This window comes from Mycolicibacterium hippocampi (assembly GCF_010723735.1).
Classification (GTDB): domain Bacteria; phylum Actinomycetota; class Actinomycetes; order Mycobacteriales; family Mycobacteriaceae; genus Mycobacterium; species Mycobacterium hippocampi.
In genome coordinates, this window is sequence record NZ_BLLB01000002.1 from 2676183 (window position 1) to 2698562 (window position 22380).

The following is a 22380-nucleotide window of genomic DNA, read 5'->3' on the forward strand; positions in this document are numbered from 1 at the left end:
ACCCGCGCGCAGGGGCGCAACGTTGACCTTACTGAATTGCTTACTGTAGCTTCGTTCAGCATGGGTGCTGAAGGCGGCCTGAAGGTGGACGCGGCCGTCGTCAGCCAACTCTCGGAAGTGCCGGCCGGTGCCAGGACGCTGGAACATCGAGGCTACGACGGCTGCTGGACCGCGGAGATCAACCACGACCCCTTCCTGCCCTTGACCCTGGCTGCCGAACACACCACCAGTATCGAGCTGGGCACCAGCATCGCGGTTGCGTTCGCCCGCAATCCGATGTCGGTGGCGCAGATCGGATGGGATCTGCAGGACTATTCGCGGGGACGGTTCATCCTCGGGTTGGGCTCTCAGATCAAGCCGCACATCGAGAAGCGGTTCAGCATGCCGTGGAGCAGGCCGGTCGCCCGGATGCACGAGTTCGTGACGGCGCTGCGGGAGATCTGGTCCTGCTGGCGGGAGGACAGGGTCCTGAGCTTCGAGGGCGAGTTCTACACCCACACGCTGATGACGCCGATGTTCGTGCCGCCCGCACACGCCCATGGCGACCCGAAGATCTTCGTCGCGGCCGTCGGTGACCGGATGACCGAGATGTGTGGGGAAGTCGGCGACGGGCTGCTGGCGCACGCCTTCTCGACCCAGCGGTACTTCCGGGAGGTGACGCTTCCGACGCTGTCCCGGGGACTGCAGCGGGCTGGTCGGCAGCGCAACGACGTCGAGGTGGCCAGTCCGCTGTTCGTCGTGACCGGTTCGGACGAGGCGGAGCTGAGGTCCGCGGCGGACCGAACCCGGAAGCAGATCGCTTTCTATGCGTCCACCCCGGCTTATCGCACGGTGTTGGAACTGCACGGCTGGGGCGAGCTTCAGACCGAACTGCACCGATTGACCCGCGAGGATCGCTGGGACGCGATGGGCACACTCATCGACGACACCATCCTCGCCGAGTTCGCCGTGGTGGCGCCGGTGGAGGAACTGGCCCACAAGATCCGGGCCCGCTGCGACGGCCTGATCGACCGAGTGCTGGTGGGCTTTCCGCCGACGGTCGACGAGGCCACGGTCATCGACGTGGTGGCGGAACTGCGCTGCGGCGCATCGAGTACGAAGAAGGAGTCGGGATGAACGTTCGAGTTGTCGACGCGGCTGCCAGGGTGTTCGCCGACCCGGCGGCCTACGCCGACGAACGCAGACTGCACGACGCTTTGACCCATCTGCGGCAGACCGCACCGGTGTCGTGGGTCGATGTGCCGGGCTACCGGCCGTTCTGGGCGATCACCAAGCACGCCGACATCATGGCGATCGAACGTGCCGACGACCTGTTCACCAACTCGCCCCGGCCGGTGCTGACCACCGCCGAGGGCGACGAACAGCAGGCAGCCATGGGGGTCAGCACGTTGATCCACATGGACGATCCGCAGCACCGCAAGGTGCGCGCGATCGGTGCGGACTGGTTCCGTCCGAAAGCCATGCGGGCATTGAAGGTTCGGGTCGATGAACTCGCGAAGTCGTTCGTGGACCAGATGGCCGACCGGGGTGGCGAATGTGATTTCGTGACAGAGGTCGCCGTGAACTTCCCGCTCTACGTCATCATGTCGCTGCTCGGCATCCCGGAATCGGACTTTCCCCGGATGCTGACCTATACCCAGGAGCTGTTCGGCAGCGACGATGCCGAGCTGCAGCGCGGGGCCACCATGGAGGAGCGCGGGCTGGCGCTGTTCGAGATGTTCAACTACTTCAACGAGATCACCGCGGCGCGGCGCGCACAGCCCACCGAAGACCTTGCATCGGCGATCGCCAACGCCCGCATCGACGGCGAGCCGCTGTCCGACATCGACACGGTGTCCTACTACCTGATCGTCGCCACCGCAGGCCACGACACCACCAGTGCCACCATCTCGGGCGGACTGCAGGCACTGGTGGAGAACCCGGACCAGATGCACAGGCTGCAGCACGACCCGAATCTGATGGGGTTGGCCACCGAAGAGATGATCCGGTGGGTCACCCCGGTCAAGGAGTTCATGCGAACCGCGCAGCAGGACACGGTGATTCGCGACGTGCCCATCACGGCGGGAGATTCGGTGCTGCTGTCCTACCCGTCGGGAAACCGGGACGAGGATGTGTTCACCGAACCGTTCCGGTTCGATGTCGGGCGGGATCCCAACAAGCACATCGCTTTCGGCTACGGAGTGCATTTCTGCCTCGGTGCGGCCCTGGCCCGCATGGAGGTGAACAGCTTCTTCTCGGCGTTGCTACCGCGGCTGAAGTCGATCGAGCTGGCCGGCACGCCGGAGCACACCGCCACGATCTTCGTCGGCGGCCTCAAGCACCTCCCGATCCGCTACGAGCTGTCCGGCTAGGAGTTTCCGCGCGCCGCTGCTTTCAGCGCGTCGAAATGTCCTGCCCCGCCGCCACGGTCACCCTCTTTGTGGTGGGAGAGGGCTTGGATGGAGACGTCGTGGCCTTCGGAGGCTTTGCGCAGTGCTCCGACGGTGGCCTGGTCTTTGGGGACATGGGTGAACGGGTCCCAGTGATACCAGCGCATCGCGTTCTCATAGGTCATCTTGTTGGTCTCGGCGTCGGTGACCTGATGGGTCTTGAGGACCGCGTCGAGTTCCTCGGGCGCGTTGGGCCACATCGAATCGCTGTGCGGGTAGTCGGCTTCCCAGCAGATGTTGTCGATCCCGATCTCGTGACGCAACGCCACCCCGACCGGATCAGAGATGAAACAGGTCAGGAAATGATCCCGGAACACCTCCGAGGGCTTTTGCTTGCCGAAATCCTGACCCGTCCACGTCGAATGCATCTCATAGGTTCGATCCGCACGCTCCAGGAAATACGGAATCCAGCCCGTCCCACCCTCGGACAACGCGATCTTCAACCCCGGATACTTCTTCACCGGCGCCGACCACAACAAATCCGCCGCCGCCTGCACGATGTTCATCGGCTGCAACGTGATCATCACATCCATCGGCGCATCCGCCGCGGTGATCGCCAACCGCCCCGACGACCCGATATGGACATTCATCACCGTGTCGGTGTCGACCAACGCCTCCCACACCGGCGTCCAGTACTCATCATGAAACGACGGATACCCCATCGCCGCCGGATTCTCGCTGAAGGTCAACGCATGCACCCCACGCTCAGCGTTACGCCGAATCTCTTTCCCGCACGCCTCGGCATCCCAGATCACCGGCAACGTCATCGGAATGAACCGCCCCGGATACGCCCCACACCACTCCTCGACATGCCAATCGTTGTAGGCCTGCAACAACGCCAAACTGAACTCCGGATCCTCAGTGGCGAACAACCGACCCGCGAACCCCGGAAACGACGGAAAACAAATCGACCCCAAAATGCCGCCGGCGTTCATGTCCTTGACCCGCTCATCCACCTTCCAACACCCCGGCCGGATCTCATCAAGACCCTGCGGCTCCAACCCGTACTCCTCCTTGGGCCGACCCGCCACCGCATTCAACGCCACATTCGGAATCACCACATCACGAAACTGCCAGGTATCCGACCCATCAGCGTTGTGCACCAACCGCGGCGCCTCATCCAAATACTTCCTGGGCAGATGATTCTTGAACATGTCCGGCGGCTCCACCACATGATCATCAACACTGATCAAAATCATCTCGTCCTTGTGCATGACGGTTCCATTCTGTGGGCGCTTACCGTATGGGTTTCAGTTTAGCGCGGCCGGCTGGTGCGGTGAGTCAGTTGCCGCGCTCGTAGTGGGCACGCACCACGTCGACGGTGTCTGCCTCGGCAGCGTTCTTGTCGTGGCGGTAGCGCACCACCCGGGCGAATCGCAACGCCATGCCGCCGGGGTAGCGCGATGACGTCTGCACACCGTCGAACGCGATCTCGACCACCTGCTCGGGCCGCACCCGGACGACATACCCGTCGGTGGGCCCGGCCGCGAGCTCGAGGAACCGCTCGGTCTGCCAGGCCAGCATCTCATCGGTCATGCCCTTGAAGGTCTTGCCCAGCATGACGAACCCGTCGGTGTGCGGGTCGCGGGCACCCAGGTGGATGTTCGAGAGCTTTCCGGTCCGTCGGCCGGAGCCCCACTCCACGGCGAGGACGACGAGGTCGAGGGTGTGGACCGGTTTGACCTTCAACCACCCCGCGCCGCGGCGGCCCGCCTCGTAGCGTGCGGCCGGCGACTTCGCCATCACCCCCTCGTGTCCCGCCGCCAGCGTGGTGTCGAGAAACCGTTGTGCGGCAGCGACATCGGAGGTGGTGAGCCGATCGACCCGCTGGTGGTCGGGCACCATCGCGTCCAGCGCCGCGAGGCGCTCGCTGTTGGGCCGATCGAGCAGGTCGTCGCCGTCGACGCGGAGCAGATCGAAGAAGAACACCGACAGCGCGTGGGCGCCCGGTCCGGCCACTCCGCCGCGGCGGCCGAACCTGGATGCGGTGACCTGGAAGCGGTGCGGGCGGCCGTCGGGTTTCAACGCGATGGCCTCCGCGTCGGCGATCAGTTCGGTGACCGGGAGCGCCAGGGCGGCGTCGACGACCTCGGGCAGCCGAGCGGTGACGTCATCGAGGCTGCGGGTGAAGATCGAGACCGCCTCACCGTCCCGGTGGATCTGCACTCGCGCGCCGTCGAGTTTCGCCTCGAACACCGCGGTGCCGCCGAGGCGCTCGAGCGCATCACCGACATCGGAGGCGGTCTGGGCGAGCATCGGACCAACCGGCCTGCCGACCTGCAACGTGAACTGCTCGAGCGCGCCCGCCCCGCCGGTCAGAGCCGCCGCCGCCACCGCCGGGAGGGCTCCGCCGAGCATCGCGGCCCGGCGCACCGCCGCCGCCGGGACGCCGGAGGCCCGGCCCACGGCGTCGGCCATCACCCCGATCAGTGCGCCTTGGCGCAGCTCCCCGGTGAGCAGACGCCGTAGGAAGAGCTGCTCGACGTCGGTGGCCGCGGCGAAGAGGTCGGCGAGGAGTTTGGCACGGCGCCCTTGGGACCCCTTTCCGGATACGGCCCCGATGTCGGTCAACGTGGCGTCGACCTCACCGACACCCAGGCTCGGCTCGGCGGCCGGCTCCGGCAGCGATCGCAGGGCCGCCCAGCCGACTCCGATCTGCCGTTGCGGCAGCTCTCCGGACAACCACGACACCACGACGGTGACCAGGTGGGCGTCCTCGTCGGCTCCGGCCAGCCGGAGCAACTCGGCGAGGCGGGCGATCTTGGCCAGCCGCGCCGACGACGCACCGACGTCGGCGGACGCACGGGCGACGTCTACCAGCAGCACGCCACCAGCCTGACACGCCACACCGACAACCCGCCGGAACGGTATTCCAGCAGCGAGAATTCGCGTGGAGACCTGCTGGAATACCGTTCCGGCGAAGGGGCGGCGCTCACCTGACGGCGAAGGTGATCGAGTGCCATCCCGTCGCGCCGTCGGGCACCGGGTCGGCGCGTTCGGAGGTCTGCGTGTAGCCGGTGTTGTCGGTGGCGCGCACGGTGATCGTGTGGAACCCGGTCTCCTCGGCTTCCCAGTCGAAGCTCCACAACCGCCAGGTGTCATTGGAGTAGCCGGCGCCCAATTCGGCGCGCTGCCACTGCCCTTCGCCGCTCGGGCTGTCGATCTGGACTTCCACGTCACGCACGCCCCGGTCCTGGGCCCAAGCCACACCGCCGAACCTCACCGGGCCCAGCGCCACGTCCTCGCCGGCCCGTGGCACGTCGATGCGTGACTCGGTCTTGATCGGTCCCCGCGCGGACCAGCCGAGCCGCGTCCAGTACGCCTCCGCGCGGTCGAAGCGGGTGAGCTCGAGGTCGATCAGCCACTTGGTGGCCGAGACGTAGCCGTACAGCCCGGGAACGACCAGCCGCGCCGGGTATCCGTGTTCGACAGGCAGCGGCTCGCCGTTCATCCCGACCGCCAGCAGCGCGTCGTCGGCGGTGAGCGCCTCGACCGGGGTGCCCGCGGTCCAGCCGTCGGTCGACATCGACAGCACCATGTCGGCGTCGGGCTGCACACCGGCTTCGGCGAGAAGGTCCCGAACTCGGTAGCCGGTCCAGGCGGCAGTCGAGATGAGCTCGCCACCAACAGGATTGGACACACACGTCAGTGTGACCACCCGCTCGACGGCCTCGAACCGCTCCAGGTCCTCGAACCGGTAGGTGACCTCGCGGTCCACCATCCCGTGGATCCGCAACTGCCAGTCCGCCCGGCTGAGCTGGGGGACGGTCAGCGCGGTGTCGATGCGGTAGAAGTCGGCGTTGTCGGTGATGAACGACGGCAGCGCGACACCTTCGGGCTGCACCGATGGCGGCACCGGCGCAGCGGCGACGTCGACACGGGGCAGGGCGAACGCCTGACGGTCGCCCGAGACCGACGACGCCAGCCGGCTGATCACGGCGCCCGCGACACCGGACGCGGCGCCGACCCCGAGGAAACCCAGGGTCACCAGGGACAGTCGCCTGCCCCGGTCGGGGGGTTCGGAGTGGTCCGAGCCCGCGGGCGCATCCCGGGTGTCCGTGAACCGCCCCGAGGTCAACAGCCGCAGGACGGCCACCCCGCAAACGGCGCCCACCACGGTGGGTATCACGTCGACGAACGTCGAACCGGCGCGGGAGAGCACCGCGGCGCAACCGAGAACGCCGGCGGCGACGATCGCGGCGCTGCCGATCGGCCTGCGGGGCCCCTCGGCGATCCCCGCAATTGCCGCGATCACCCCGATGACCACCAGCACGAGCACGCTGAGCACGAGCTTGTCGGCGGTGCCGAACGTCTGGATGGCCCATTCCTTGACCGGCCCGGGGGTCAACTCGATCACCGAGGACCCGACAGCGGTGCGAACGTCGGCTTGCGGGCCGAACACGGCTGCGACGAGTTGGGCCACACCGACCGACACCGCGGCCGCCGCGACACCGCACATCGCCTTCGCGCCCAGCGTGGTCATGCCGCCAAACTACCGGCGCAGCGAACCCGAAACCCTTACCGAAAGATGTCGTCCGCTAAGTTGCTTTACAGATCTACCTCTACTTGCAACGTTGATGAAAGGAAGTACATGGAGATCGAGGGCAAGAAGGCCGTCGTCGTCGGTGGCGCATCGGGATTCGGACGTGCCACGGCAGAGGCTCTCGCCAAGCGCGGCGCGAGCGTGGCGGTGTTGGACCGTCCGCAGTCGAACGGCAGAGAAGTGGCCGACGGGATCGGTGGCGCCTTCTACGAGGTCGACATCACCGACTTCGACGGCACCGAAGCCGTGCTGGGCAGCGCCGTCGAGGGTCTCGGCGGGCTGCACATCGCCGTCACCACGGCCGGTGGCGGGATCGCCGAGCGGACGGTGAAGAAGGACGGCCCGCACGGTCTCGACAGCTTCCGTAAGAGCATCGATCTCAACCTGATCGGGACGTTCAACATCAGCCGCCTGGCCGCTTGGCACATGACCAAGAACGACCCCGTCGACGACGAGGCAGAAGAGCGCGGCGTCATCATCAACACCGCCTCGATCGCGGCGTTCGAAGGCCAGATCGGACAGTTGGCGTACACCGCGTCCAAGGCTGCGATCGCCGGCATGTGCCTGACCATGGCGCGCGATCTGGGCAGCCTGGGCATCCGGGCGTTGGCCATCGCCCCCAGCCTGTTCGCCACCGGCCTGACCGAGGGCATCCCGGACGAGTACGCCGCGGTCCTGACCAAGGACGCGGCGTTCCCGAAGCGCCTCGGCCGTCCCGAGGAGTACGCCAAGCTCGCGGTGGCGATCGTCGAGAACCCGATGCTCAACGGCCAGTGTCTGCGATTGGACGCCGGCCAGCGCTTCGCCCCCAAGTGACGCGAGCCGGGTGAGCGCAGGAGCGTTGGATTTCCCGCGCGTGTGCAGCGTGACCTGAAAGCATGTCCGGCATGCCCGTCGACATCCCACTCAGCGAATCCGATCAGGAAGCGGTGCAGCGGTGGTTGCGTCGCACCGGGATCGGCTCGACGGTCAGCGACGTCGAGCCCCTCACCGGGGGCTCACAGAACATCGTGGTCCGCCTCGATGTCGACGGGCAGCCGATGGTGTTGCGGCGTCCGCCGGAACACCCCGCCCCACCAGTGACAACACCATGCGCCGGGAGATCGCGGTACTGCAGACGCTGGCCGGCACGACGGTCCCGCATCCGGAGTTGATCGCCGGCTGTGACGACCTCGACGTGCTCGGTGTGGTTTTTTACCTCATGGAGGCCGTTGACGGATTCAACCCGGGTACCGAGGCCGACGACGCATACGTCCGCGACCCCGGCATGCGGCACCGTGTCGGGCTGTCCTATGCGGCCGGTCTCGCGCGGCTCGGAAGGGTGCCGTGGGAGAACAGCGCGCTGGCAGCGATCAAGCGGCCGGGATCCTTTCTGGCGCGCCAGGTTCCACAATTCATGCGGCTGCTGGAGAGCTACCGGCACGAGCATTACGCGCCGGAGTCGTTTCCGTCCGTCGGAGCGCTCGCCGAATGGCTGGAGTCCCAACGCCCGCCGGACACCGAGCCGGGCGTCATGCACGGCGACGCCCATCTGAACAACGTGCTGTTGCGGCGGGACACGCCGGAGCTGGCCGCGTTCATCGACTGGGAGATGTGCACGGTCGGTGACCCGCTTCTGGACCTCGGATGGATGCTGGTGTGCTGGCCCGAAGGCCCCGATCCGATCAACGCCGGGTCCGAGCTTGCCGCGCTCGGCGGGTTGGCGACGCGGGCCGAGCTGCTGGAGGCCTACCTGGCGGCGGGTGGCCGGCGCACCACCCGGCTGGACTGGTACGTCGCGATGGCCTGCTTCAAGCTCGCCATCGTCATCGAAGGCACCTGGTCGCGTTACCTCGCCGGACAGGCGAGCTCGGAAGCCGGCGAGCGGCTGCATGCCTCGGCGCAGAACCTGATCGAGCTGGGGACCGCGGTGTCCAAGGGGGACAACCCGTTCGTGTGACGGCCGGAGGCAGTCGTATTCGTTTGCGTCGAGCGAGCGCCGAGCGCTAGCATCGCGGATGTGCCGAGACGACTCGTAGTAGCAACCCGCAGCGGGGTCTGATCCTGACCGACCCCTCGCTGTGGGTCGTCGCTACTCGTCGGTCACTTCCTTTGAAGTCAGAAAGCCGGCACATGAACTCCCGATCTGTCACCGAGTACCTGGCGTCGCCGCTGTGCTTCGCGGCGCGTGTCGACGGCCCGATCCCCCGTGCACTGCGCGAGCAGGCGGGCACGAAGTCGTTCCGCGAGTTCGTCAACGAGTACGCACCGACTGCCGGCCCGCTACGCCTCGGCCAGTGGTCCTGTGTGGATACCGAACGGCCGTCGGGACGGTTGGGCCCCCAGGCCCGCAATTACCAGGCGACGCTGGCCGTCGGAGATCGGATCGGTACGTCGCGGGCCGCGGCGTGCGGGCCGGTCGCGGCCCTGACCGCGATGCTCTACGAGCGTGGGGTGGCCTTCGAGATGACGGCGTTCCACCAGCAGTCCGCCGGGAAGCACACCGCGACGTTCGTCCGGGGTAGTGACGGCGGCGGCAGGAGCGAATGGGCGATGGGCTGGGCCGACGACCCGGTGCAGTCCGCGCTGCGCGCGGTCGTCGCGTGTGTCAACCGACTGCTGGTGTCCGGAGCCTAGTCGGCGCTGTTGCCGACGCCCGTCTTGCTCAGCGCCCACGCGCCGAAGGTGACCGCCGCCGCGGGCACGCCGACCATCGCCGCAGCGGTGGTGGGGCGCACGTCGTTTCGTCCGAGTGCGCCGGCTGCGCCGTCGGCGACATCGCAGGCCAACCCGACACCGGCCCATATCCTGCGGCGTTCCTCGGAGGCGGCGACCGTCCCGAGCCCGATGACGACGTCACGCACACCGAAAAGCCGCCACAGATAACGTGCCTGCGCGTCGGGCGTGGGTAATCCGAACAGCGCTGCGGCGGTGTCGGGCCTGGCCCAGGCCAACGCGCCGATGCCGATCCGCATCGCCGCAAGCGACAGCAGGCCCGTGTGCGCGACCCGGGCGCCTTGCCTGCGCGCGCCGGTCATCGCAGCGGGCGCAGGACGATGGGCATGCCGTCCTTGGGCACCGGCATGCCGCCGTAGTCCCATTCGGTCGTGTAGCCGGGCCGGGGGAGTTCGAGCCGGTATTTGCGCAGCAGCCGGTGCAGGATGGTCTTCACCTCGAGCTGCCCGAACGTCATACCGATGCACTTGTGCGCTCCGCCACCGAACGGGCTGAACGCGTAGCGGTGCTTCTTGTGCTCGTTGCGCGGTTCGGCGAACCGCTCGGGGTCGAACTTCATGGGCTCGGGGTAGAGCTCTTCGAGCCGGTGGTTCATCCCCGGGTAAGCGATGACGTTGGTGCCCTTGGGCAGGTAGTGGCCCAGCAGTTCGGTGTCGCGCACGGTCTGGCGCATCGCCCACTGCACGGGAGTCACCAGTCGGATGGACTCGTTCATCACCAGGTCGAGCGATTCCAGCTTCTCCAGCGATTCGATGTCCACCGGTCCGTCGCCGAGGCGGTCGGACTCATCGCGGCAGCGCTGCTGCCACTCGGGGTTGCTGGCCAGGTGATAGATCATGGTCGTGGCGGTCGAGGTCGACGTGTCGTGCGCGGCCATCATCAGGAAGATCATGTGGTTGACGATGTCGGCGTCGGAGAATTTGTTGCCGTCCTCGTCCTCGGTCTGGCACAGCACCGTCAGCAGGTCGGACCCCTCTTTGCCGCGCCGTTCCTCGACGCGCGCCTCGAAGTAGTTCTCCAGCAGCTTGCGAGCCTGCATGCCGCGCCACCACGTGAACGGCGGCACGGGGGTGCGGATCACTGCGTTACCAGCGCGGGTGGTGGTGGTGAATGCGTTGTTCACCTTGGTGACCAGTTCGTGGTCGGATCCGGGCTCGTGGCCCATGAACACCATGGACGCGATGTCGAGGGTGAGTTCCTTCATCGCCGGATACATCAGGAAGCGTGCGTCGTTGGCGACCCAGTCGTTGGCGATGACCTTCGAGACCACCTTGTCGACCTGTTCGGTGTAGCCGACGAGCCGGGTCCGGACGAACGCCTCCTGCATGATCCTGCGGTGGAACATGTGTTCCTCGAAGTCGAGCAGCATCAGACCGCGGTGGAAGAACGGCCCGATCACCGGCACCCAGCCCTGTTGGGAGAAGTCCTTGTTCCGGTTGGAGTAGATGGCCTGGGCGGCATCGGGGCCGAGCGCAGCCACCGACGGCAGTGCGGGGGAGTCGACATAGAACAGCGGCCCGTGCTTGCGGTAGACGTGCAGCGAGTAGTCCGGACCGCCACGGAACATCTCCACCATGTGGCCGAGGATCGGCAGTCCGGCGTCGCCCATGACGGGCTTGAGGTCGCTGCCCGCCGGTGGCATCGCCATGGCCTTCTGCGGGAAGTCGTGACGCAGCAGCCGGCGTTCCAACGCGCCCATCCCGGGGAAGTTGGTGATCGACGGGGTGAACCGCCGTTTGGCCTGGTCGCGCAAATACTTGGGGGTGCTGATCGTCGCCATCAAATGCTCCTGAAAGGACAAGCTGTGGTGGATGTCACCTTGCCTCTATCCTGGTGGGGCAACTTGACGCATGTCAAGTTTTGATGGGAGCGAGTCGCGATGCGAAGGTTTTCCCCATGACCGCCGAACCATCACCTCCTCCGGAGAACCGGCGCAGCCGCGGGGACCGGCAACGCGACGCGATCATCGCCGCGGTCCGCGAACTGCTCGAGGAACGTGCGTTCGCCGATCTGTCGGTCAGCACCATCAGCGAGCGCGCCGGAGTGGCCCGATCCGGCTTCTACTTCTACTTCGACTCCAAGTACGCGGTGCTCGCCGTGATCGTGGCCGAGGCCATGGCGGAGCTCGACAAACTCACCCACGACTTCGCGCCGCGCGAGCCCGACGAGTCCCCGTCGGAGTTCGCCAAGCGGATGGTGGGTTACGCCGCGATCGTGTTCTCCTCACACGACCCGATCATGGGGGCGTGCAACCTGGCCCGCAGCACCGACGCGCAGATCCGCGAGATCATGGACGACTTCCAGGACACCGTCGTCGACAAGATCGTCGGGCTGGTCAAGCAGGACTCGGGAGCACGACCGGTGTCGGACGACATCACCGCGCTGGTACGCACGTTGACCGCGGTGACCTCGATGACGCTCGCCCACGACAGTGCGTTCGTGGGCCGCGACCAGGATCCCGTTGCCGCCGTCGAGATCGTCGAGCGGCTGTGGCTGAGCGCACTGTGGGGCGGCGCCGACGCCGCCCCCCGGCGCAACTGAGCACCGGCCACGCGCCGGTACTGTCACCGTCATGGCGCAACGGATGGAGTCGGACGACGGGTTCGGTGCACGGTTTCGGGGCAAGCGGTGTTTCCTCACCGGCGCCGCCAGCGGGATCGGGCGCGCGACCGCGTTGAAGCTGGCTGCCGCCGGCGCCGAGCTCTACCTGACCGATCGTGACACCGACGGGCTCGAGGCGACCGTCGCCGACGCCCGCGCGTTGGGCGGTGTCGTCGCCGCGCACCGGGTTCTCGATGTCTCCGATCACGACGAGGTCGCCGCGTTCGCCGCCGACATCCACGCCGACCACCCGGCGATGGACGTGGTGATGAACATCGCCGGGATCTCGGCGTGGGGCACGGTGGACAAGCTCACCCACCAGGACTGGAAGTCGCTGATCGACATCAACCTGATGGGCCCGATCCACGTCATCGAGGCGTTCGTGCCGCCGATGATCGAGGCCAGGAGTGGCGGCCATCTGGTCAACGTGTCGTCGGCCGCCGGGATCGTGGCACTGCCGTGGCACGCGGCTTACAGCGCGAGCAAGTACGGGCTGCGGGGCCTGTCCGAGGTCCTGCGCTTCGATCTCGCCCGGCACCGCATCGGGGTGTCGGTCGTGGTCCCGGGCGCGGTGAAGACACCGTTGGTGAACACCGTTCACATCGCCGGCGTGGACCGCGACGATCCCAACGTCCGCAAGTGGACGAACCGGTTCGCCGGCCACGCAGTGTCACCGGAGTTCGCCGCCGAGAAGATCCTGCGGGGGGTCGCGAAGAACCGGTATCTGATCTACACCTCGCAGGACATCCGGGCGCTGTACCTGTTCAAGCGCACGATGTGGCTGCCCTACAGCATCTCGATGAAGCAGGTGAACGTCCTGTTCACCCGGGCACTGCGCCCGAGTGCCAAGCGGCGCTGAGGTTCACCGCTTTCCCCAGTCCCATGCGGGGGTGGTCAGCAGCTCCTGTCCGGCCACCTTGGTCTCGCCCCAGTCCTTGAAGAGTTCGATCTCGCAGGCGTCGTCGTCGCTGCCCAGGGGGGCGGCACCGAGGCACTGTCGCAGCGTCTGCGAATGGGTGACCACGACCACCTGGGTCCGTGTCGCAGCCTGGCCGATCAGGTCTGCCAGCGGGCGGACGAGGTCGGGGTGCAGCGAGGTCTCGGGTTCGTTGAGCACCATCAGCGACGGTGGCTGGGGGCTCAGCAGAGCCGCGGCCCACAGCAGGAAACGCAAAGTGCCGTCGGATATCTCGGCGCTGCGCAGTGGACGCAGCATGCCGCGCTGATGCAGCTGCAGGTCGAACAGCCCGTCGGCGGCGGACACCGTGACCGTTGCGCCGTCGAAGGCGGCAGCCACCGCGCGGGGCAGGTCATCTGTGCCGGTCTCGAGGATGGTCTGCACCGCTGCCGCCAGGTCGGCGCCGTCGTCGGCCAGGACCGGGGTCCTGGTCCCGACCTGAGGCCGGCGGGACGGCGCCGCGCTGTCGGCGCGGAAGCCGTCATAGAACCGCCAGTCGCGTAGCCGCTCACGCACTACGACCAGTTCGGGCACCGCGCCGGCCCAGTCGGCGAGCACGCTGCGATGTGCGGGCAGGTTGCGGCTGAGCTCGTCGAATCCGGAGTCACCGGCGACCTCGACGAAGCCGCGTACCCGGCGCACCAGCGTCGCGCTCGGACGGGCGACCGGGCCGGCGAAGACCAACTCGCGTTTCACCTCGGGGTCGCGTGTGAACGCCGTACCCCCGGCCTGCGGCAGCCCCAGATCGATCAGATACCCGAAATCATCTGCAGCGTAACCCAGTTCGATCGATACGGACCTGGTGCGGGCACCGCCCTGTGCGACACCGGTGCGGCGGGCACCGCCGAGGTTCTCCGGGCCGGCCCACAATGCCGAGCCGACACCGCCCTCTCGGGCGAACGAGGCGATGACCTCGCCGCGGCCGCAGTCAGCCAGCAGCCGAAGTGCGCGGTACAGCGACGATTTGCCGGTGCCGTTGGCCCCGGTCACGACGGTGAGACGGCGCAGCGGCACTACGAGCTCCCGCAGCGAGCGGTATCCGCGGATGGCAACGGCCTCGAGCATGCCGTCGACGTTAGCGGGCAGTACCGACAGCCGACTCGTCGGTCATCGCGAGTTCCAGCCGCACTCCCAGCAGGCGGACCGGACGGTCCAGTTCGAAGAGTCCGAGGACCTCGAGCGCGGTGGCGACGATGCTCTCGGCATCCGTCGTCGGCGACGGGAGCTTGCGGATCTTGGTGCGGGTGAAGAACGTGTTGGTGCGTACCGTCACCGCCACCCGGGTGGCCACCCGCTGTTGCTCCACGATCTCGGCCAGTGTCCGCTGTGCGAGTTCGACGACCGCCGCGTCCATCGCGGTCCGGTCGGTGAGGTCCTGGGCGAAGGTGACCACATGGCTGCGTGACCGGGGCACCCACGGCGCCGCGCTGACGGCGGTGTCGCCGCCGCCTTTGGCCAACAACAGGATCCACAGTCCGGTACTGGGGCCGAACGCGGCCGTCAGCACCGCGGGATCGGTTGCGGCCAGGTCGGCAACCGTCGTGATGCCCATCGCGGCAAGCTTTTTCGTGGTCTTGGGCCCGACGCCCCACAACGCGTCGACGTTACGGTCGCCCATCGTCGACATCCAGTTGTCGTCGGTGAGCGCGTACACACCCGCGGGTTTACCGAACCCGGTCGCGACCTTGGCCCGTTGCTTGTTGTCGCTTATCCCCACCGAGCACGACAGGCCCGTCTCGGTGGTGATGACGTCCTGGATCCGGCGGGCGAGCGCCACCGGGTCCTCGACATCGGCTCCCAGGTAGGCCTCATCCCATCCCCACACCTCGACGGGATGCCCCAGGTCGCGCAACAGGGCCATCACCTCGTCCGACGCCGCGTCGTAGGCAGCTGGATCCGAGGCGAGGAACGTGGCGTCGGGACACCGGCGCGCGGCGGCGCGCAGCGGCATTCCGGCGTGTACGCCGAACTCGCGGGCCTGATACGACGCGCAGGTGACGACCTTGCGGGGTTCGGTCGGGTCACCACTGCCGCCGACGATCACCGGAAGGCCGGTCAGTTCGGGATGGCGTCGTAGTTCCACCGAGGCCAGGAACTGGTCCAGGTCGACGTGCAGGATCCACCGGTGGTGGGCGGTGCTCATGTCCCGCAGAGCTTGCGCGCCACCGTCTCCCACGCGTCGCCGAGTTCGTGAACGGTGCGGCCCCGGTCGTTGAGTTCGTGGTGGACGTGATCCGCATCCAGCAGGGCAAGCAGTGCCGTAGCCTGGGCGTCGAGATCGCCTGTGGTGCCGGCGGATTCGAGCAGCAGCCGAACATGGCGGTGGTGCAGTGTCATCGGCGCGTTGTACCGCATCTGCGGGTCGCGGCTGACGTCGGAGAGCAGCGCGTGGTGAACGATGACGAACTTGAGCCGTTCCCGCCCGTAACTCAGCAGCCGGTCCAGTGGTGGCGCGCCGGGCCCCAGTGGCGGCGGGCCGAACAGGAAGGCCTGCTGCTGGGTCTTCTCGTCCTCGTCGAGCAGGACCACCATAAGGCCGGCGCGGCTGCCGAACCTGCGAAACAGCGTGCCTTTTCCCACGCCGGCCGCCGCGGCGATGTCCTCGGTGGTGACCGCCTCGGCGCCACGCTCGTCGACCAGTCGCCGTGCGGCATCGAGGAGCAGCGCCCGGTTGCGTGCGGCGTCCCCGCGCTCGGGCGGGCCGGATTCACTCACCGGCAGCATCGTCAGCCGGTCGGACACACTCACCTTGCAACTCTAGCTCAGGGGAAATAATTCGGACCGCAGTCCGGTTAGTGTGTTGAGGAGGGGGCACTCAAGCGATGGAGGACGGAATGTCGGACAGCAAGGTATTGGTTCTGGTGGGCAGCCTGCGGGGTGCCTCGGTCAACCGTCAGCTCGCCGAATTGGCGATCGAATCGGCCCCGGCCGGAGTCACGCTCGAGTTGTTCGACCGACTGGGCGAACTGCCCTTCTACAACGAGGACATCGACAACTCCGACGAGGACGGCGGTGTCGCGGAACCGGTGGCGGCGTTGCGTGAGGCGGCCGGCCATGCTGACGCGGCCCTGGTCGTCACCCCTGAGTACAACGGCAGCATTCCCGGTGTGTTGAAGAACGCCATCGACTGGCTGTCACGTCCCTTCGGCGACGGCGCGCTGAAAGACAAGCCGCTTGCGGTGGTCGGCGCGGCGCTGGGCCAGTACGGCGGGGTCTGGGCGCACGACGAGACGCGCAAGTCCTTCGGACTCGCCGGACCGCGGGTGATCGAAGACCTGGACCTGTCCATTCCGGTGTCCTCGCTGGACGGCAAGCATCCTTGGGAGAACACCGAGATCGCCACGCGATTGCGCGAGATCGTCGGCAAGCTCGCCGCCGAAATCGGCTGAGTGCCCCAGCGCCCTTTGCGCCGGTTCCGCCCGCGCGTCGGGCTACCCTGCGCTGCCGCAGCGTAGCGCCACTCAGTACCCTGACGGTGCTCACAGGAATGTTTGCTGGCCGATGACCGCGCCGCACCTGTGGTCTGTCGCCCGTGGGCCCACCCGCCGGTGAGCCTGCCGCAGGATGTCGGTGGCTGCTGATAGACACGACATGTGGTGCCCGCCAGTCCCCGATGTGACTTGCGACACGCCGGAGGCCACGCGACACACCGCGCTTACCAGGCAAAATTCCAAACGTGTGATTAAGACCATCTTGTGTGTGCTCTACTAACGGAGCACAACATCTAGTGTCTAGGATGGTAGTCAGCGACAGCGGCGCGTGGCGAGCTTCACCAGGGCGCGGGGGCAGTTCTCAGCCTCGACCCGGTGTTGATGGTCAGGAGCTTCTGTTGACCAGCCAGCCGTTCGTTAGTGCGGTGCAACGTCGTCACTGCGACGTCGTCCGAGTCACCGAGAAGTCATAGAGAAGTCACCGAGAACCACCGATCGTCGAACAAAAATTTCGCTGAGGGAGCCCGCCGAATGACTGTCACCGTGTACACCAAGCCCGCTTGCGTCCAGTGCAACGCCACCTACAAGGCGTTGGACAAGCAGGGGGTCGCATATGACGTCGTCGACATCTCGGTCGACAACGACGCGCGTGACTACGTCATGGCGCTCGGTTACCTGCAGGCACCCGTCGTGGTCGCCGGCAACGACCACTGGTCCGGCTTCCGGCCCGATCGGATCAAGGCGCTGGCCGGTGCCGCCGTCGCAGCCACGGCATAACCGGCAATCCAAGGGCAGGAAGGAGGGCGCCGCGAGATGTACCGCGAAATATCCAAAGGCAACCTCGTCTACTTCTCCAGCGTCTCGGAGAACACTCACCGCTTCGTCGAGAAGCTGGAGATCCCTGCCATCCGCATTCCGCTGCGCGGGCGCATCGAGGTTGATGAGCCCTACGTGCTGGTGCTGCCCACCTACGGCGGTGGTCACGCCAACGGCCCCGATCCGGACGCCGGGGGATACGTCCCCAAGCAGGTGATCGCGTTCCTCAACAACGAGCACAATCGAGGCCTGCTGCGCGGTGTCATCGCCGCGGGAAACACCAACTTCGGCGCCGAGTTCGGCTACGCGGGTGTCGTCGTCTCCCGCAAGTGCGGCGTGCCGTTTCTCTACCGTTTCGAATTGATGGGCACCACGGACGACGTCTTCGCCGTCCGCGCGGGCCTCTCTGACTTCTGGAAGGACCAGACGTGCCCCCAACCGTCACAGCTGCAGAACCTGTAGCCAACGAAGTTCACGCGCTACCGGGTGAAACGGATTACCACGCGCTGAACGCGATGCTGAATCTGTACGACGCCGACGGCCGGATTCAGTTCGACAAGGACCGGGAAGCCGCCAACCAGTACTTCCTGCAGCACGTCAACCAGAACACGGTGTTCTTCCACAACCAGGACGAGAAGCTCGACTACCTGGTGCAGAAGAACTACTACGAGCGCGAGGTCCTCGACCAGTACTCGCGCAACTTCGTCAAGACGCTGCTGGATCGCGCGTATGCGAAGAAGTTCCGGTTCCCGACGTTCCTGGGCGCGTTCAAGTACTACACCAGCTACACGCTCAAGACGTTCGACGGCAAGCGCTACCTCGAGCGCTTCGAGGACCGGGTGGTCATGGTGGCCCTCACGCTGGCAGCCGGCGACACCGTGCTCGCCGAGAAGCTGGTCGACGAGATCATCGACGGTCGGTTCCAGCCCGCGACCCCGACGTTCCTCAACTCCGGCAAGAAGCAGCGCGGCGAGCCCGTTAGCTGTTTCCTCCTTCGCATCGAGGACAACATGGAGTCGATCGGGCGCTCCATCAACTCGGCGCTGCAGCTGTCCAAGCGTGGCGGCGGAGTCGCGTTGCTGCTCACCAACATCCGTGAGCACGGCGCGCCGATCAAGAACATCGAGAACCAGAGCTCGGGCGTCATCCCGATCATGAAGCTGCTCGAGGACTCGTTCTCCTACGCCAATCAGCTCGGCGCGCGCCAAGGTGCCGGCGCGGTGTACCTGCACGCCCACCACCCCGACATCTACCGCTTCCTGGACACCAAGCGGGAGAACGCCGACGAGAAGATCCGGATCAAGACGCTCTCGCTGGGTGTGGTGATCCCCGACATCACTTTCGAGTTGGCCAAGAACAACGAGGACATGTACCTGTTCTCGCCGTATGACGTCGAGCGTGTCTACGGTGTGCCGTTCGCCGACATCTCGGTCACCGAGAAATACTACGAGATGGTCGACGACGGCCGAATCCGCAAGACCAAGATCAAGGCGCGGGAGTTCTTCCAGACGCTGGCCGAGCTGCAGTTCGAGTCCGGCTACCCGTACATCATGTACGAGGACACGGTGAATCGGGCCAACCCGATCGACGGCAAGATCACCCACTCCAACCTGTGCTCGGAGATCCTGCAGGTGTCCACCCCGTCGGAGTTCAACGACGATCTGTCCTATTCCAAGGTGGGCAAGGACATCTCGTGCAATCTCGGCTCGCTCAACATCGCCAAGGCGATGGACTCGCCGGACTTCGCCCAGACCATCGAGGTGGCCATCCGCGGGTTGACCGCGGTGAGCGATCAGACCTCGATCACGTCGGTGCCGTCGATCGAGCAGGGTAACAACGAGTCCCACGCCATCGGCCTGGGGCAGATGAACCTGCACGGGTATCTGGCCCGCGAGCGGATCCACTACGGCTCCGAAGAGGGCGTGGACTTCACCAACATGTACTTCTACACCGTGCTCTACCACGCACTGCGGGCGAGCAACCGCATCGCGATCGAGCGGGGTACAGCGTTCGGCGGGTTCGAGCGTTCGAAGTACGCCTCGGGGGAATTCTTCGACAAGTACACCGACCAGGTGTGGGAGCCGGCCACCGCGCGGGTGCGGGAGTTGTTCGCCGACGCCGGGATTCGCATTCCGACGCAGGAGGATTGGAAGCGTCTCAAGGAGTCGGTGCAAGCGCACGGCATCTACAACCAGAACCTGCAGGCAGTGCCGCCGACCGGGTCGATCAGCTACATCAACCACTCGACGAGTTCGATCCACCCGGTGGCCAGCAAGATCGAGATCCGCAAGGAAGGCAAGATCGGGCGGGCCTACTATCCGGCGCCGTATCTGACCAACGACAACCTGGAGTACTACCAGGACGCGTATGAGATCGGCTACGAGAAGATCATCGACACCTACGCCGCGGCCACCCAGCACGTGGACCAGGGGCTGAGCCTGACGCTGTTCTTCAAGGACACCGCCACCACCCGCGACGTCAACAAGGCGCAGATCTACGCGTGGCGCAAGGGCATCAAGACGCTGTACTACATCCGGCTGCGCCAGATGGCGTTGGAGGGCACCGAGGTGGAGGGTTGCGTGTCCTGCATGCTGTAGCGCTCTGACGCGAATGCTGTCGAGCGTGCGGATTCATACGCCCGGTGCGGCGAGTTGCGTACGAAAATGCACGGTCGCCGGCTGCGGTCAGCTCTCGCGGGACTTCTCCGCGCGCAGCGCCTTCAAGCGGCGCTCCTCGCGAAGCACGCCCTGGTAGTTCTCGCGTTCCGCGACGAGCCACTGCGGCTTCTCCTCGAGCAGCGCGTTGATCTCCTCGGTGGTGAGCGCGTCGTCGACGTCATTGCGCGACAGTGCGGCGATCGAGATGCCGAGCCTGGCTGCCACCAGATTCTTCGGGTGCGGCCCGTTCTTGCGGAGGTCTTTGAGCCACTGCGGCGGGTCCTCCTGCAGGGCGGCCAGTTCGCCGCGGGTGATCGCGTTCTCCTGGAACTCGGGCGGCGTCGCGGGCAAGTACACGTCCAGCTTCTTCGCCGCCGTGGCGGGTTTCATGGACTGCGCGTTCGGCCTGCTCATCACCCCAGCCTATCGATGGAGCCCAGCGGTAGCCTGAGGCGGTGGCTTCGTCCTCGCTGCCCTCGCTCACCCTCGGTTACGTCCCCGGTGGGACGCCCGCGAAGTGGGCCCGGACCTGGGCGGAGCGCCACCCCGAGGTCCCCCTGGAGTTGCGCGTGGTCGCCGCTGCGGACGCGGCGGCCGAAGTGCGCGCAGGCACCGTCGATGTGGCGGTGTTGCGTCCGCCAGCCGACACGTCTGGGCTGGCCGTGATCCCCCTCTACGAGGAGACCACGGTCGCCGTGGTGCCGGCCGATCACCTTCTCAGTGCCGCAGACGAGATCACCGCCGCGGACCTCGACGGTGAGCCGGTACTGCTGCCCCTCGACGACGTCGTCGCCTGGGAGGGGGCTCCCGGCATCCCGGTCGATCACCGGCCCGAAACCACCGAGGACGCAATAGCGCTCGTCGCTGCAGGATCGGGCGCGCTCGTCGTTCCACAGTCGCTGGCGCGGCTGTACCACCGCAGAGACCTCACGTACCGCCCGATCACCGACGCGCCCACCTGTCCGGTGGCGCTCGCCGTCCCGGAAGGGCCGCAGCCCGCCCTGGTCGAGGAGTTCATCGGGATCGTGCGGGGGCGCAGACCTGGTTCATCGCGGACTCAGTCCCAGCCGGTACCGAAACGCACCGCGCGTGAGAAGACCCTCGCGAAGCAGGCCGCCCGCGCTGCCGCGGGCAAGGTCGCGCGCAAGCCGGGCGGGGCCGGGCGCGGTCGACGCTGACGGAGGCTCGGCTAGCGCCGTCAGATCGTCAACGTCCCGTCGTCGTTGATCGTCCACTCGGGGTTGAGTGCGACCTCCCACACGTGGCCGTTCGGATCGGCGAAGTAACCCGAATACCCGCCCCAGAACACCTTTTCGGCAGGCTTGAGGATGGTCGCGCCCGCCGCCTCGGCCTGACCGAGCACCGCGTCGACATCGGCCTCGGAGCGCTGGTTGATGGCGATGGTGATGCCGCTGAACCGGCCGTCGACCGGATGCCGGCAGTCCTCGGCGAGCTCACCGCGGCCGAACAACGCCAGAGCGATGCCCGGCAGTTGGTAGAAGACGACGCCCTCGGGCGCCTGCTTGGGCACCCACCCCAGCCCGTCCTCGTAGAAGCGGCGGGCCCGGTCGAGATCGTCGACGCCGAGCGTGATGAGGCTGATCCGCTGTTCCATGGCGGCGAGGGTAATCGGAACCTACGACATGTTCGGCATCTCACTGCGTCAGGTCGGACCAGAACTCCACCGTGGGGTGCACGGTGCCGGGGCGGTGCGGGTGCGGGCCGAACTCGTTGTCGACATAGTGCACGAGATCGTCTGCGCAGCTGAGGATCTCGGTGCGGTAGATCGACAACACCGGGTGGCCGACGGAGCCGCGACCCGCGGGCAGGAAACGGTGACCGAACACCGGGACCATCCGGGGGACCCGGGCCAGCCGATAGCGCGCGGTCCGCAGCGCGTCTTTCATCCGGACCGGCCGTCGCCCCCAGGTGTGGTGCCAGAAGTCGTTCCACTCCACGTCGAACAGCACGCCGTCGACAGGAAGTTGCAGCACCGCACCCAGTGTTCTGCGCGGTCCCGACCGCCAGTCCGGCCACGATTCGCCGACAGGAAGCCCCGCCGACAGAAACGCGCGATGGTCGTCGGCGAACTCGAAGTCGAACTCGGTCTGCACCTGGATGATCTTGGCGGCGCTGAGACCGGGAGCGATGTCCACCGAGCCGAGCACGCGCAAGCGTCGTGCCGCCTCGACGCCCAGTCGGGCGCCGTCGGGTTGCGACACCGTCATCG

At 66.8% G+C, this 22380-nt stretch carries 22 protein-coding genes and 1 pseudogene; 12 read left to right on the top strand and 11 right to left on the bottom strand.

Annotated features, from left to right (window positions below; genetic code table 11):
- Nucleotides 1-60 precede the first annotated feature (60 nt).
- Both G6N53_RS13955 and G6N53_RS13960 read left to right on the top strand, forming a co-directional pair.
- Nucleotides 61-1116, top strand: a complete 1056-nt coding sequence (locus tag G6N53_RS13955; protein WP_205390377.1) for an LLM class F420-dependent oxidoreductase — start codon at nt 61-63, stop codon at nt 1114-1116.
- Nucleotides 1113-2351 carry a cytochrome P450 gene (locus tag G6N53_RS13960; protein WP_163889221.1) on the top strand — a complete coding sequence of 413 codons (1239 nt, stop codon included), beginning with the start codon at nt 1113-1115 and terminating at the stop codon, nt 2349-2351. Before G6N53_RS13955 ends, G6N53_RS13960 begins: the two co-directional genes overlap by 4 nt.
- Here G6N53_RS13960 and G6N53_RS13965 read toward each other — a convergent pair.
- From G6N53_RS13965 to G6N53_RS13975, 3 genes are all read right to left on the bottom strand, one after another.
- Nucleotides 2348-3643, bottom strand: a complete 1296-nt coding sequence (locus G6N53_RS13965; RefSeq protein ID WP_163889223.1) for an amidohydrolase family protein — start codon at nt 3641-3643, stop codon at nt 2348-2350. The two genes, G6N53_RS13960 and G6N53_RS13965, sit on opposite strands and share 4 nt — an antisense overlap.
- Before the next feature lie 67 nt (nt 3644-3710).
- Nucleotides 3711-5255, bottom strand: a complete 1545-nt coding sequence (locus G6N53_RS13970) for an ATP-dependent DNA ligase (protein WP_163889225.1) — start codon at nt 5253-5255, stop codon at nt 3711-3713.
- Nucleotides 5256-5361: 106 nt separating this feature from the next.
- Nucleotides 5362-6912 (bottom strand): molybdopterin-dependent oxidoreductase, encoded by a 1551-nt coding sequence (locus G6N53_RS13975; RefSeq protein ID WP_163889227.1) that lies wholly within the window; start codon nt 6910-6912, stop codon nt 5362-5364.
- A 108-nt stretch (nt 6913-7020) separates the two neighbouring features.
- On the opposite strand from G6N53_RS13975, the gene G6N53_RS13980 reads away from it, so the two are divergent.
- The 3 genes and pseudogenes from G6N53_RS13980 to G6N53_RS13990 all read left to right on the top strand — a co-directional run bounded on the left by G6N53_RS13980 (nt 7021) and on the right by G6N53_RS13990 (nt 9588).
- Nucleotides 7021-7788: an SDR family NAD(P)-dependent oxidoreductase gene (locus G6N53_RS13980; RefSeq protein ID WP_163889228.1), complete on the top strand. Its 768-nt coding sequence runs from the start codon at nt 7021-7023 to the stop codon at nt 7786-7788.
- Nucleotides 7789-7859: 71 nt separating this feature from the next.
- Nucleotides 7860-8911, top strand: a pseudogene (locus tag G6N53_RS13985) (phosphotransferase family protein).
- 173 nt (nt 8912-9084) lie between these two features.
- Complete coding sequence (locus G6N53_RS13990) at nt 9085-9588, top strand: 2-isopropylmalate synthase (RefSeq protein ID WP_163889230.1); 504 nt, start codon at nt 9085-9087, stop codon at nt 9586-9588.
- Here the strand turns inward: G6N53_RS13990 and G6N53_RS13995 are convergent.
- Both G6N53_RS13995 and G6N53_RS14000 read right to left on the bottom strand, forming a co-directional pair.
- Entirely contained in the window at nt 9585-9989 is a 405-nt protein-coding gene (locus G6N53_RS13995; protein WP_163889232.1) for a DUF4267 domain-containing protein, read from the bottom strand. The two genes, G6N53_RS13990 and G6N53_RS13995, sit on opposite strands and share 4 nt — an antisense overlap.
- Complete coding sequence (locus G6N53_RS14000; RefSeq protein ID WP_163889234.1) at nt 9986-11467, bottom strand: cytochrome P450; 1482 nt, start codon at nt 11465-11467, stop codon at nt 9986-9988. Before G6N53_RS14000 ends, G6N53_RS13995 begins: the two co-directional genes overlap by 4 nt.
- A 116-nt stretch (nt 11468-11583) precedes the next feature.
- Between G6N53_RS14000 and G6N53_RS14005 the strand changes: the two genes are divergently transcribed.
- Complete coding sequence (locus G6N53_RS14005; protein ID WP_163889236.1) at nt 11584-12228, top strand: TetR/AcrR family transcriptional regulator; 645 nt, start codon at nt 11584-11586, stop codon at nt 12226-12228.
- A 31-nt stretch (nt 12229-12259) separates the two neighbouring features.
- Nucleotides 12260-13147 carry an SDR family oxidoreductase gene (locus tag G6N53_RS14010; RefSeq protein WP_163889238.1) on the top strand — a complete coding sequence of 296 codons (888 nt, stop codon included), beginning with the start codon at nt 12260-12262 and terminating at the stop codon, nt 13145-13147.
- A gap of 3 nt (nt 13148-13150) precedes the next feature.
- Here the strand turns inward: G6N53_RS14010 and G6N53_RS14015 are convergent, their stop codons facing one another.
- The 3 genes from G6N53_RS14015 to G6N53_RS14025 are packed head-to-tail and all read right to left on the bottom strand — an operon-like array spanning nt 13151 to nt 15970.
- Entirely contained in the window at nt 13151-14311 is a 1161-nt protein-coding gene (locus G6N53_RS14015) for an AAA family ATPase (protein ID WP_163889240.1), read from the bottom strand.
- A gap of 10 nt (nt 14312-14321) precedes the next feature.
- Entirely contained in the window at nt 14322-15389 is a 1068-nt protein-coding gene (locus G6N53_RS14020; RefSeq protein ID WP_163889242.1) for a DNA polymerase IV, read from the bottom strand.
- The gene (locus G6N53_RS14025; protein ID WP_163895871.1) at nt 15386-15970 is read right to left on the bottom strand and encodes a TetR/AcrR family transcriptional regulator; all 585 of its coding nucleotides are present in this window, start codon (nt 15968-15970) and stop codon (nt 15386-15388) included. Before G6N53_RS14025 ends, G6N53_RS14020 begins: the two co-directional genes overlap by 4 nt.
- Before the next feature lie 110 nt (nt 15971-16080).
- On the opposite strand from G6N53_RS14025, the gene G6N53_RS14030 reads away from it, so the two are divergent.
- The 4 genes from G6N53_RS14030 to nrdE all read left to right on the top strand — a co-directional run bounded on the left by G6N53_RS14030 (nt 16081) and on the right by nrdE (nt 20090).
- On the top strand, nt 16081-16635 hold the full coding sequence (locus tag G6N53_RS14030) for an NAD(P)H-dependent oxidoreductase (RefSeq protein WP_163889244.1): 555 nt from the start codon (nt 16081-16083) through the stop codon (nt 16633-16635).
- 573 nt (nt 16636-17208) lie between these two features.
- Nucleotides 17209-17454 (top strand): glutaredoxin-like protein NrdH, encoded by a 246-nt coding sequence (gene nrdH, locus G6N53_RS14035; protein WP_159232696.1) that lies wholly within the window; start codon nt 17209-17211, stop codon nt 17452-17454.
- A 36-nt stretch (nt 17455-17490) separates the two neighbouring features.
- Entirely contained in the window at nt 17491-17955 is a 465-nt protein-coding gene (gene nrdI / locus G6N53_RS14040; RefSeq protein WP_163889246.1) for a class Ib ribonucleoside-diphosphate reductase assembly flavoprotein NrdI, read from the top strand.
- Nucleotides 17922-20090 (top strand): class 1b ribonucleoside-diphosphate reductase subunit alpha, encoded by a 2169-nt coding sequence (nrdE, locus tag G6N53_RS14045; RefSeq protein ID WP_163889248.1) that lies wholly within the window; start codon nt 17922-17924, stop codon nt 20088-20090. Before nrdI ends, nrdE begins: the two co-directional genes overlap by 34 nt.
- 87 nt (nt 20091-20177) lie before the next feature.
- On the opposite strand, the gene G6N53_RS14050 is transcribed toward nrdE, so the two are convergent.
- Nucleotides 20178-20564: a DUF5997 family protein gene (locus G6N53_RS14050; protein WP_163889250.1), complete on the bottom strand. Its 387-nt coding sequence runs from the start codon at nt 20562-20564 to the stop codon at nt 20178-20180.
- A gap of 41 nt (nt 20565-20605) precedes the next feature.
- Here G6N53_RS14050 and G6N53_RS14055 point away from each other — a divergent pair, with 41 nt between their 5' ends.
- The gene (locus G6N53_RS14055) at nt 20606-21328 is read left to right on the top strand and encodes a LysR family substrate-binding domain-containing protein (RefSeq protein WP_163889252.1); all 723 of its coding nucleotides are present in this window, start codon (nt 20606-20608) and stop codon (nt 21326-21328) included.
- A gap of 20 nt (nt 21329-21348) precedes the next feature.
- On the opposite strand, the gene G6N53_RS14060 is transcribed toward G6N53_RS14055, so the two are convergent.
- Together G6N53_RS14060 and G6N53_RS14065 are read right to left on the bottom strand one after the other, a co-directional pair.
- Nucleotides 21349-21765: a VOC family protein gene (locus G6N53_RS14060; protein ID WP_163889254.1), complete on the bottom strand. Its 417-nt coding sequence runs from the start codon at nt 21763-21765 to the stop codon at nt 21349-21351.
- Nucleotides 21766-21805: 40 nt separating this feature from the next.
- Entirely contained in the window at nt 21806-22378 is a 573-nt protein-coding gene (locus G6N53_RS14065; RefSeq protein WP_163889256.1) for a hypothetical protein, read from the bottom strand.
- Between the last annotated feature and the right edge of the window lie 2 nt (nt 22379-22380).

Bases quoted from the DNA above. Each gene is read 5' to 3' on its own strand.
- G6N53_RS13955 (WP_205390377.1), top strand. From the start codon at position 61: ATGGGTGCTGAAGGCGGCCTGAAGGTGGACGCGGCCGTCGTCAGCCAA.
- G6N53_RS13960 (WP_163889221.1), top strand. From the start codon at position 1,113: ATGAACGTTCGAGTTGTCGACGCGGCTGCCAGGGTGTTCGCCGACCCG.
- G6N53_RS13965 (WP_163889223.1), bottom strand. From the start codon at position 3,643: ATGCACAAGGACGAGATGATTTTGATCAGTGTTGATGATCATGTGGTG.
- G6N53_RS13975 (WP_163889227.1), bottom strand. From the start codon at position 6,912: ATGACCACGCTGGGCGCGAAGGCGATGTGCGGTGTCGCGGCGGCCGCG.
- G6N53_RS13980 (WP_163889228.1), top strand. From the start codon at position 7,021: ATGGAGATCGAGGGCAAGAAGGCCGTCGTCGTCGGTGGCGCATCGGGA.
- G6N53_RS13990 (WP_163889230.1), top strand. From the start codon at position 9,085: ATGAACTCCCGATCTGTCACCGAGTACCTGGCGTCGCCGCTGTGCTTC.
- G6N53_RS13995 (WP_163889232.1), bottom strand. From the start codon at position 9,989: ATGACCGGCGCGCGCAGGCAAGGCGCCCGGGTCGCGCACACGGGCCTG.
- G6N53_RS14000 (WP_163889234.1), bottom strand. From the start codon at position 11,467: ATGGCGACGATCAGCACCCCCAAGTATTTGCGCGACCAGGCCAAACGG.
- G6N53_RS14005 (WP_163889236.1), top strand. From the start codon at position 11,584: ATGACCGCCGAACCATCACCTCCTCCGGAGAACCGGCGCAGCCGCGGG.
- G6N53_RS14010 (WP_163889238.1), top strand. From the start codon at position 12,260: ATGGCGCAACGGATGGAGTCGGACGACGGGTTCGGTGCACGGTTTCGG.
- G6N53_RS14015 (WP_163889240.1), bottom strand. From the start codon at position 14,311: ATGCTCGAGGCCGTTGCCATCCGCGGATACCGCTCGCTGCGGGAGCTC.
- G6N53_RS14020 (WP_163889242.1), bottom strand. From the start codon at position 15,389: ATGAGCACCGCCCACCACCGGTGGATCCTGCACGTCGACCTGGACCAG.
- G6N53_RS14025 (WP_163895871.1), bottom strand. From the start codon at position 15,970: ATGCTGCCGGTGAGTGAATCCGGCCCGCCCGAGCGCGGGGACGCCGCA.
- G6N53_RS14030 (WP_163889244.1), top strand. From the start codon at position 16,081: ATGTCGGACAGCAAGGTATTGGTTCTGGTGGGCAGCCTGCGGGGTGCC.
- nrdH (WP_159232696.1), top strand. From the start codon at position 17,209: ATGACTGTCACCGTGTACACCAAGCCCGCTTGCGTCCAGTGCAACGCC.
- nrdI (WP_163889246.1), top strand. From the start codon at position 17,491: ATGTACCGCGAAATATCCAAAGGCAACCTCGTCTACTTCTCCAGCGTC.
- G6N53_RS14050 (WP_163889250.1), bottom strand. From the start codon at position 20,564: ATGAGCAGGCCGAACGCGCAGTCCATGAAACCCGCCACGGCGGCGAAG.
- G6N53_RS14060 (WP_163889254.1), bottom strand. From the start codon at position 21,765: ATGGAACAGCGGATCAGCCTCATCACGCTCGGCGTCGACGATCTCGAC.
- G6N53_RS14065 (WP_163889256.1), bottom strand. From the start codon at position 22,378: ATGACGGTGTCGCAACCCGACGGCGCCCGACTGGGCGTCGAGGCGGCA.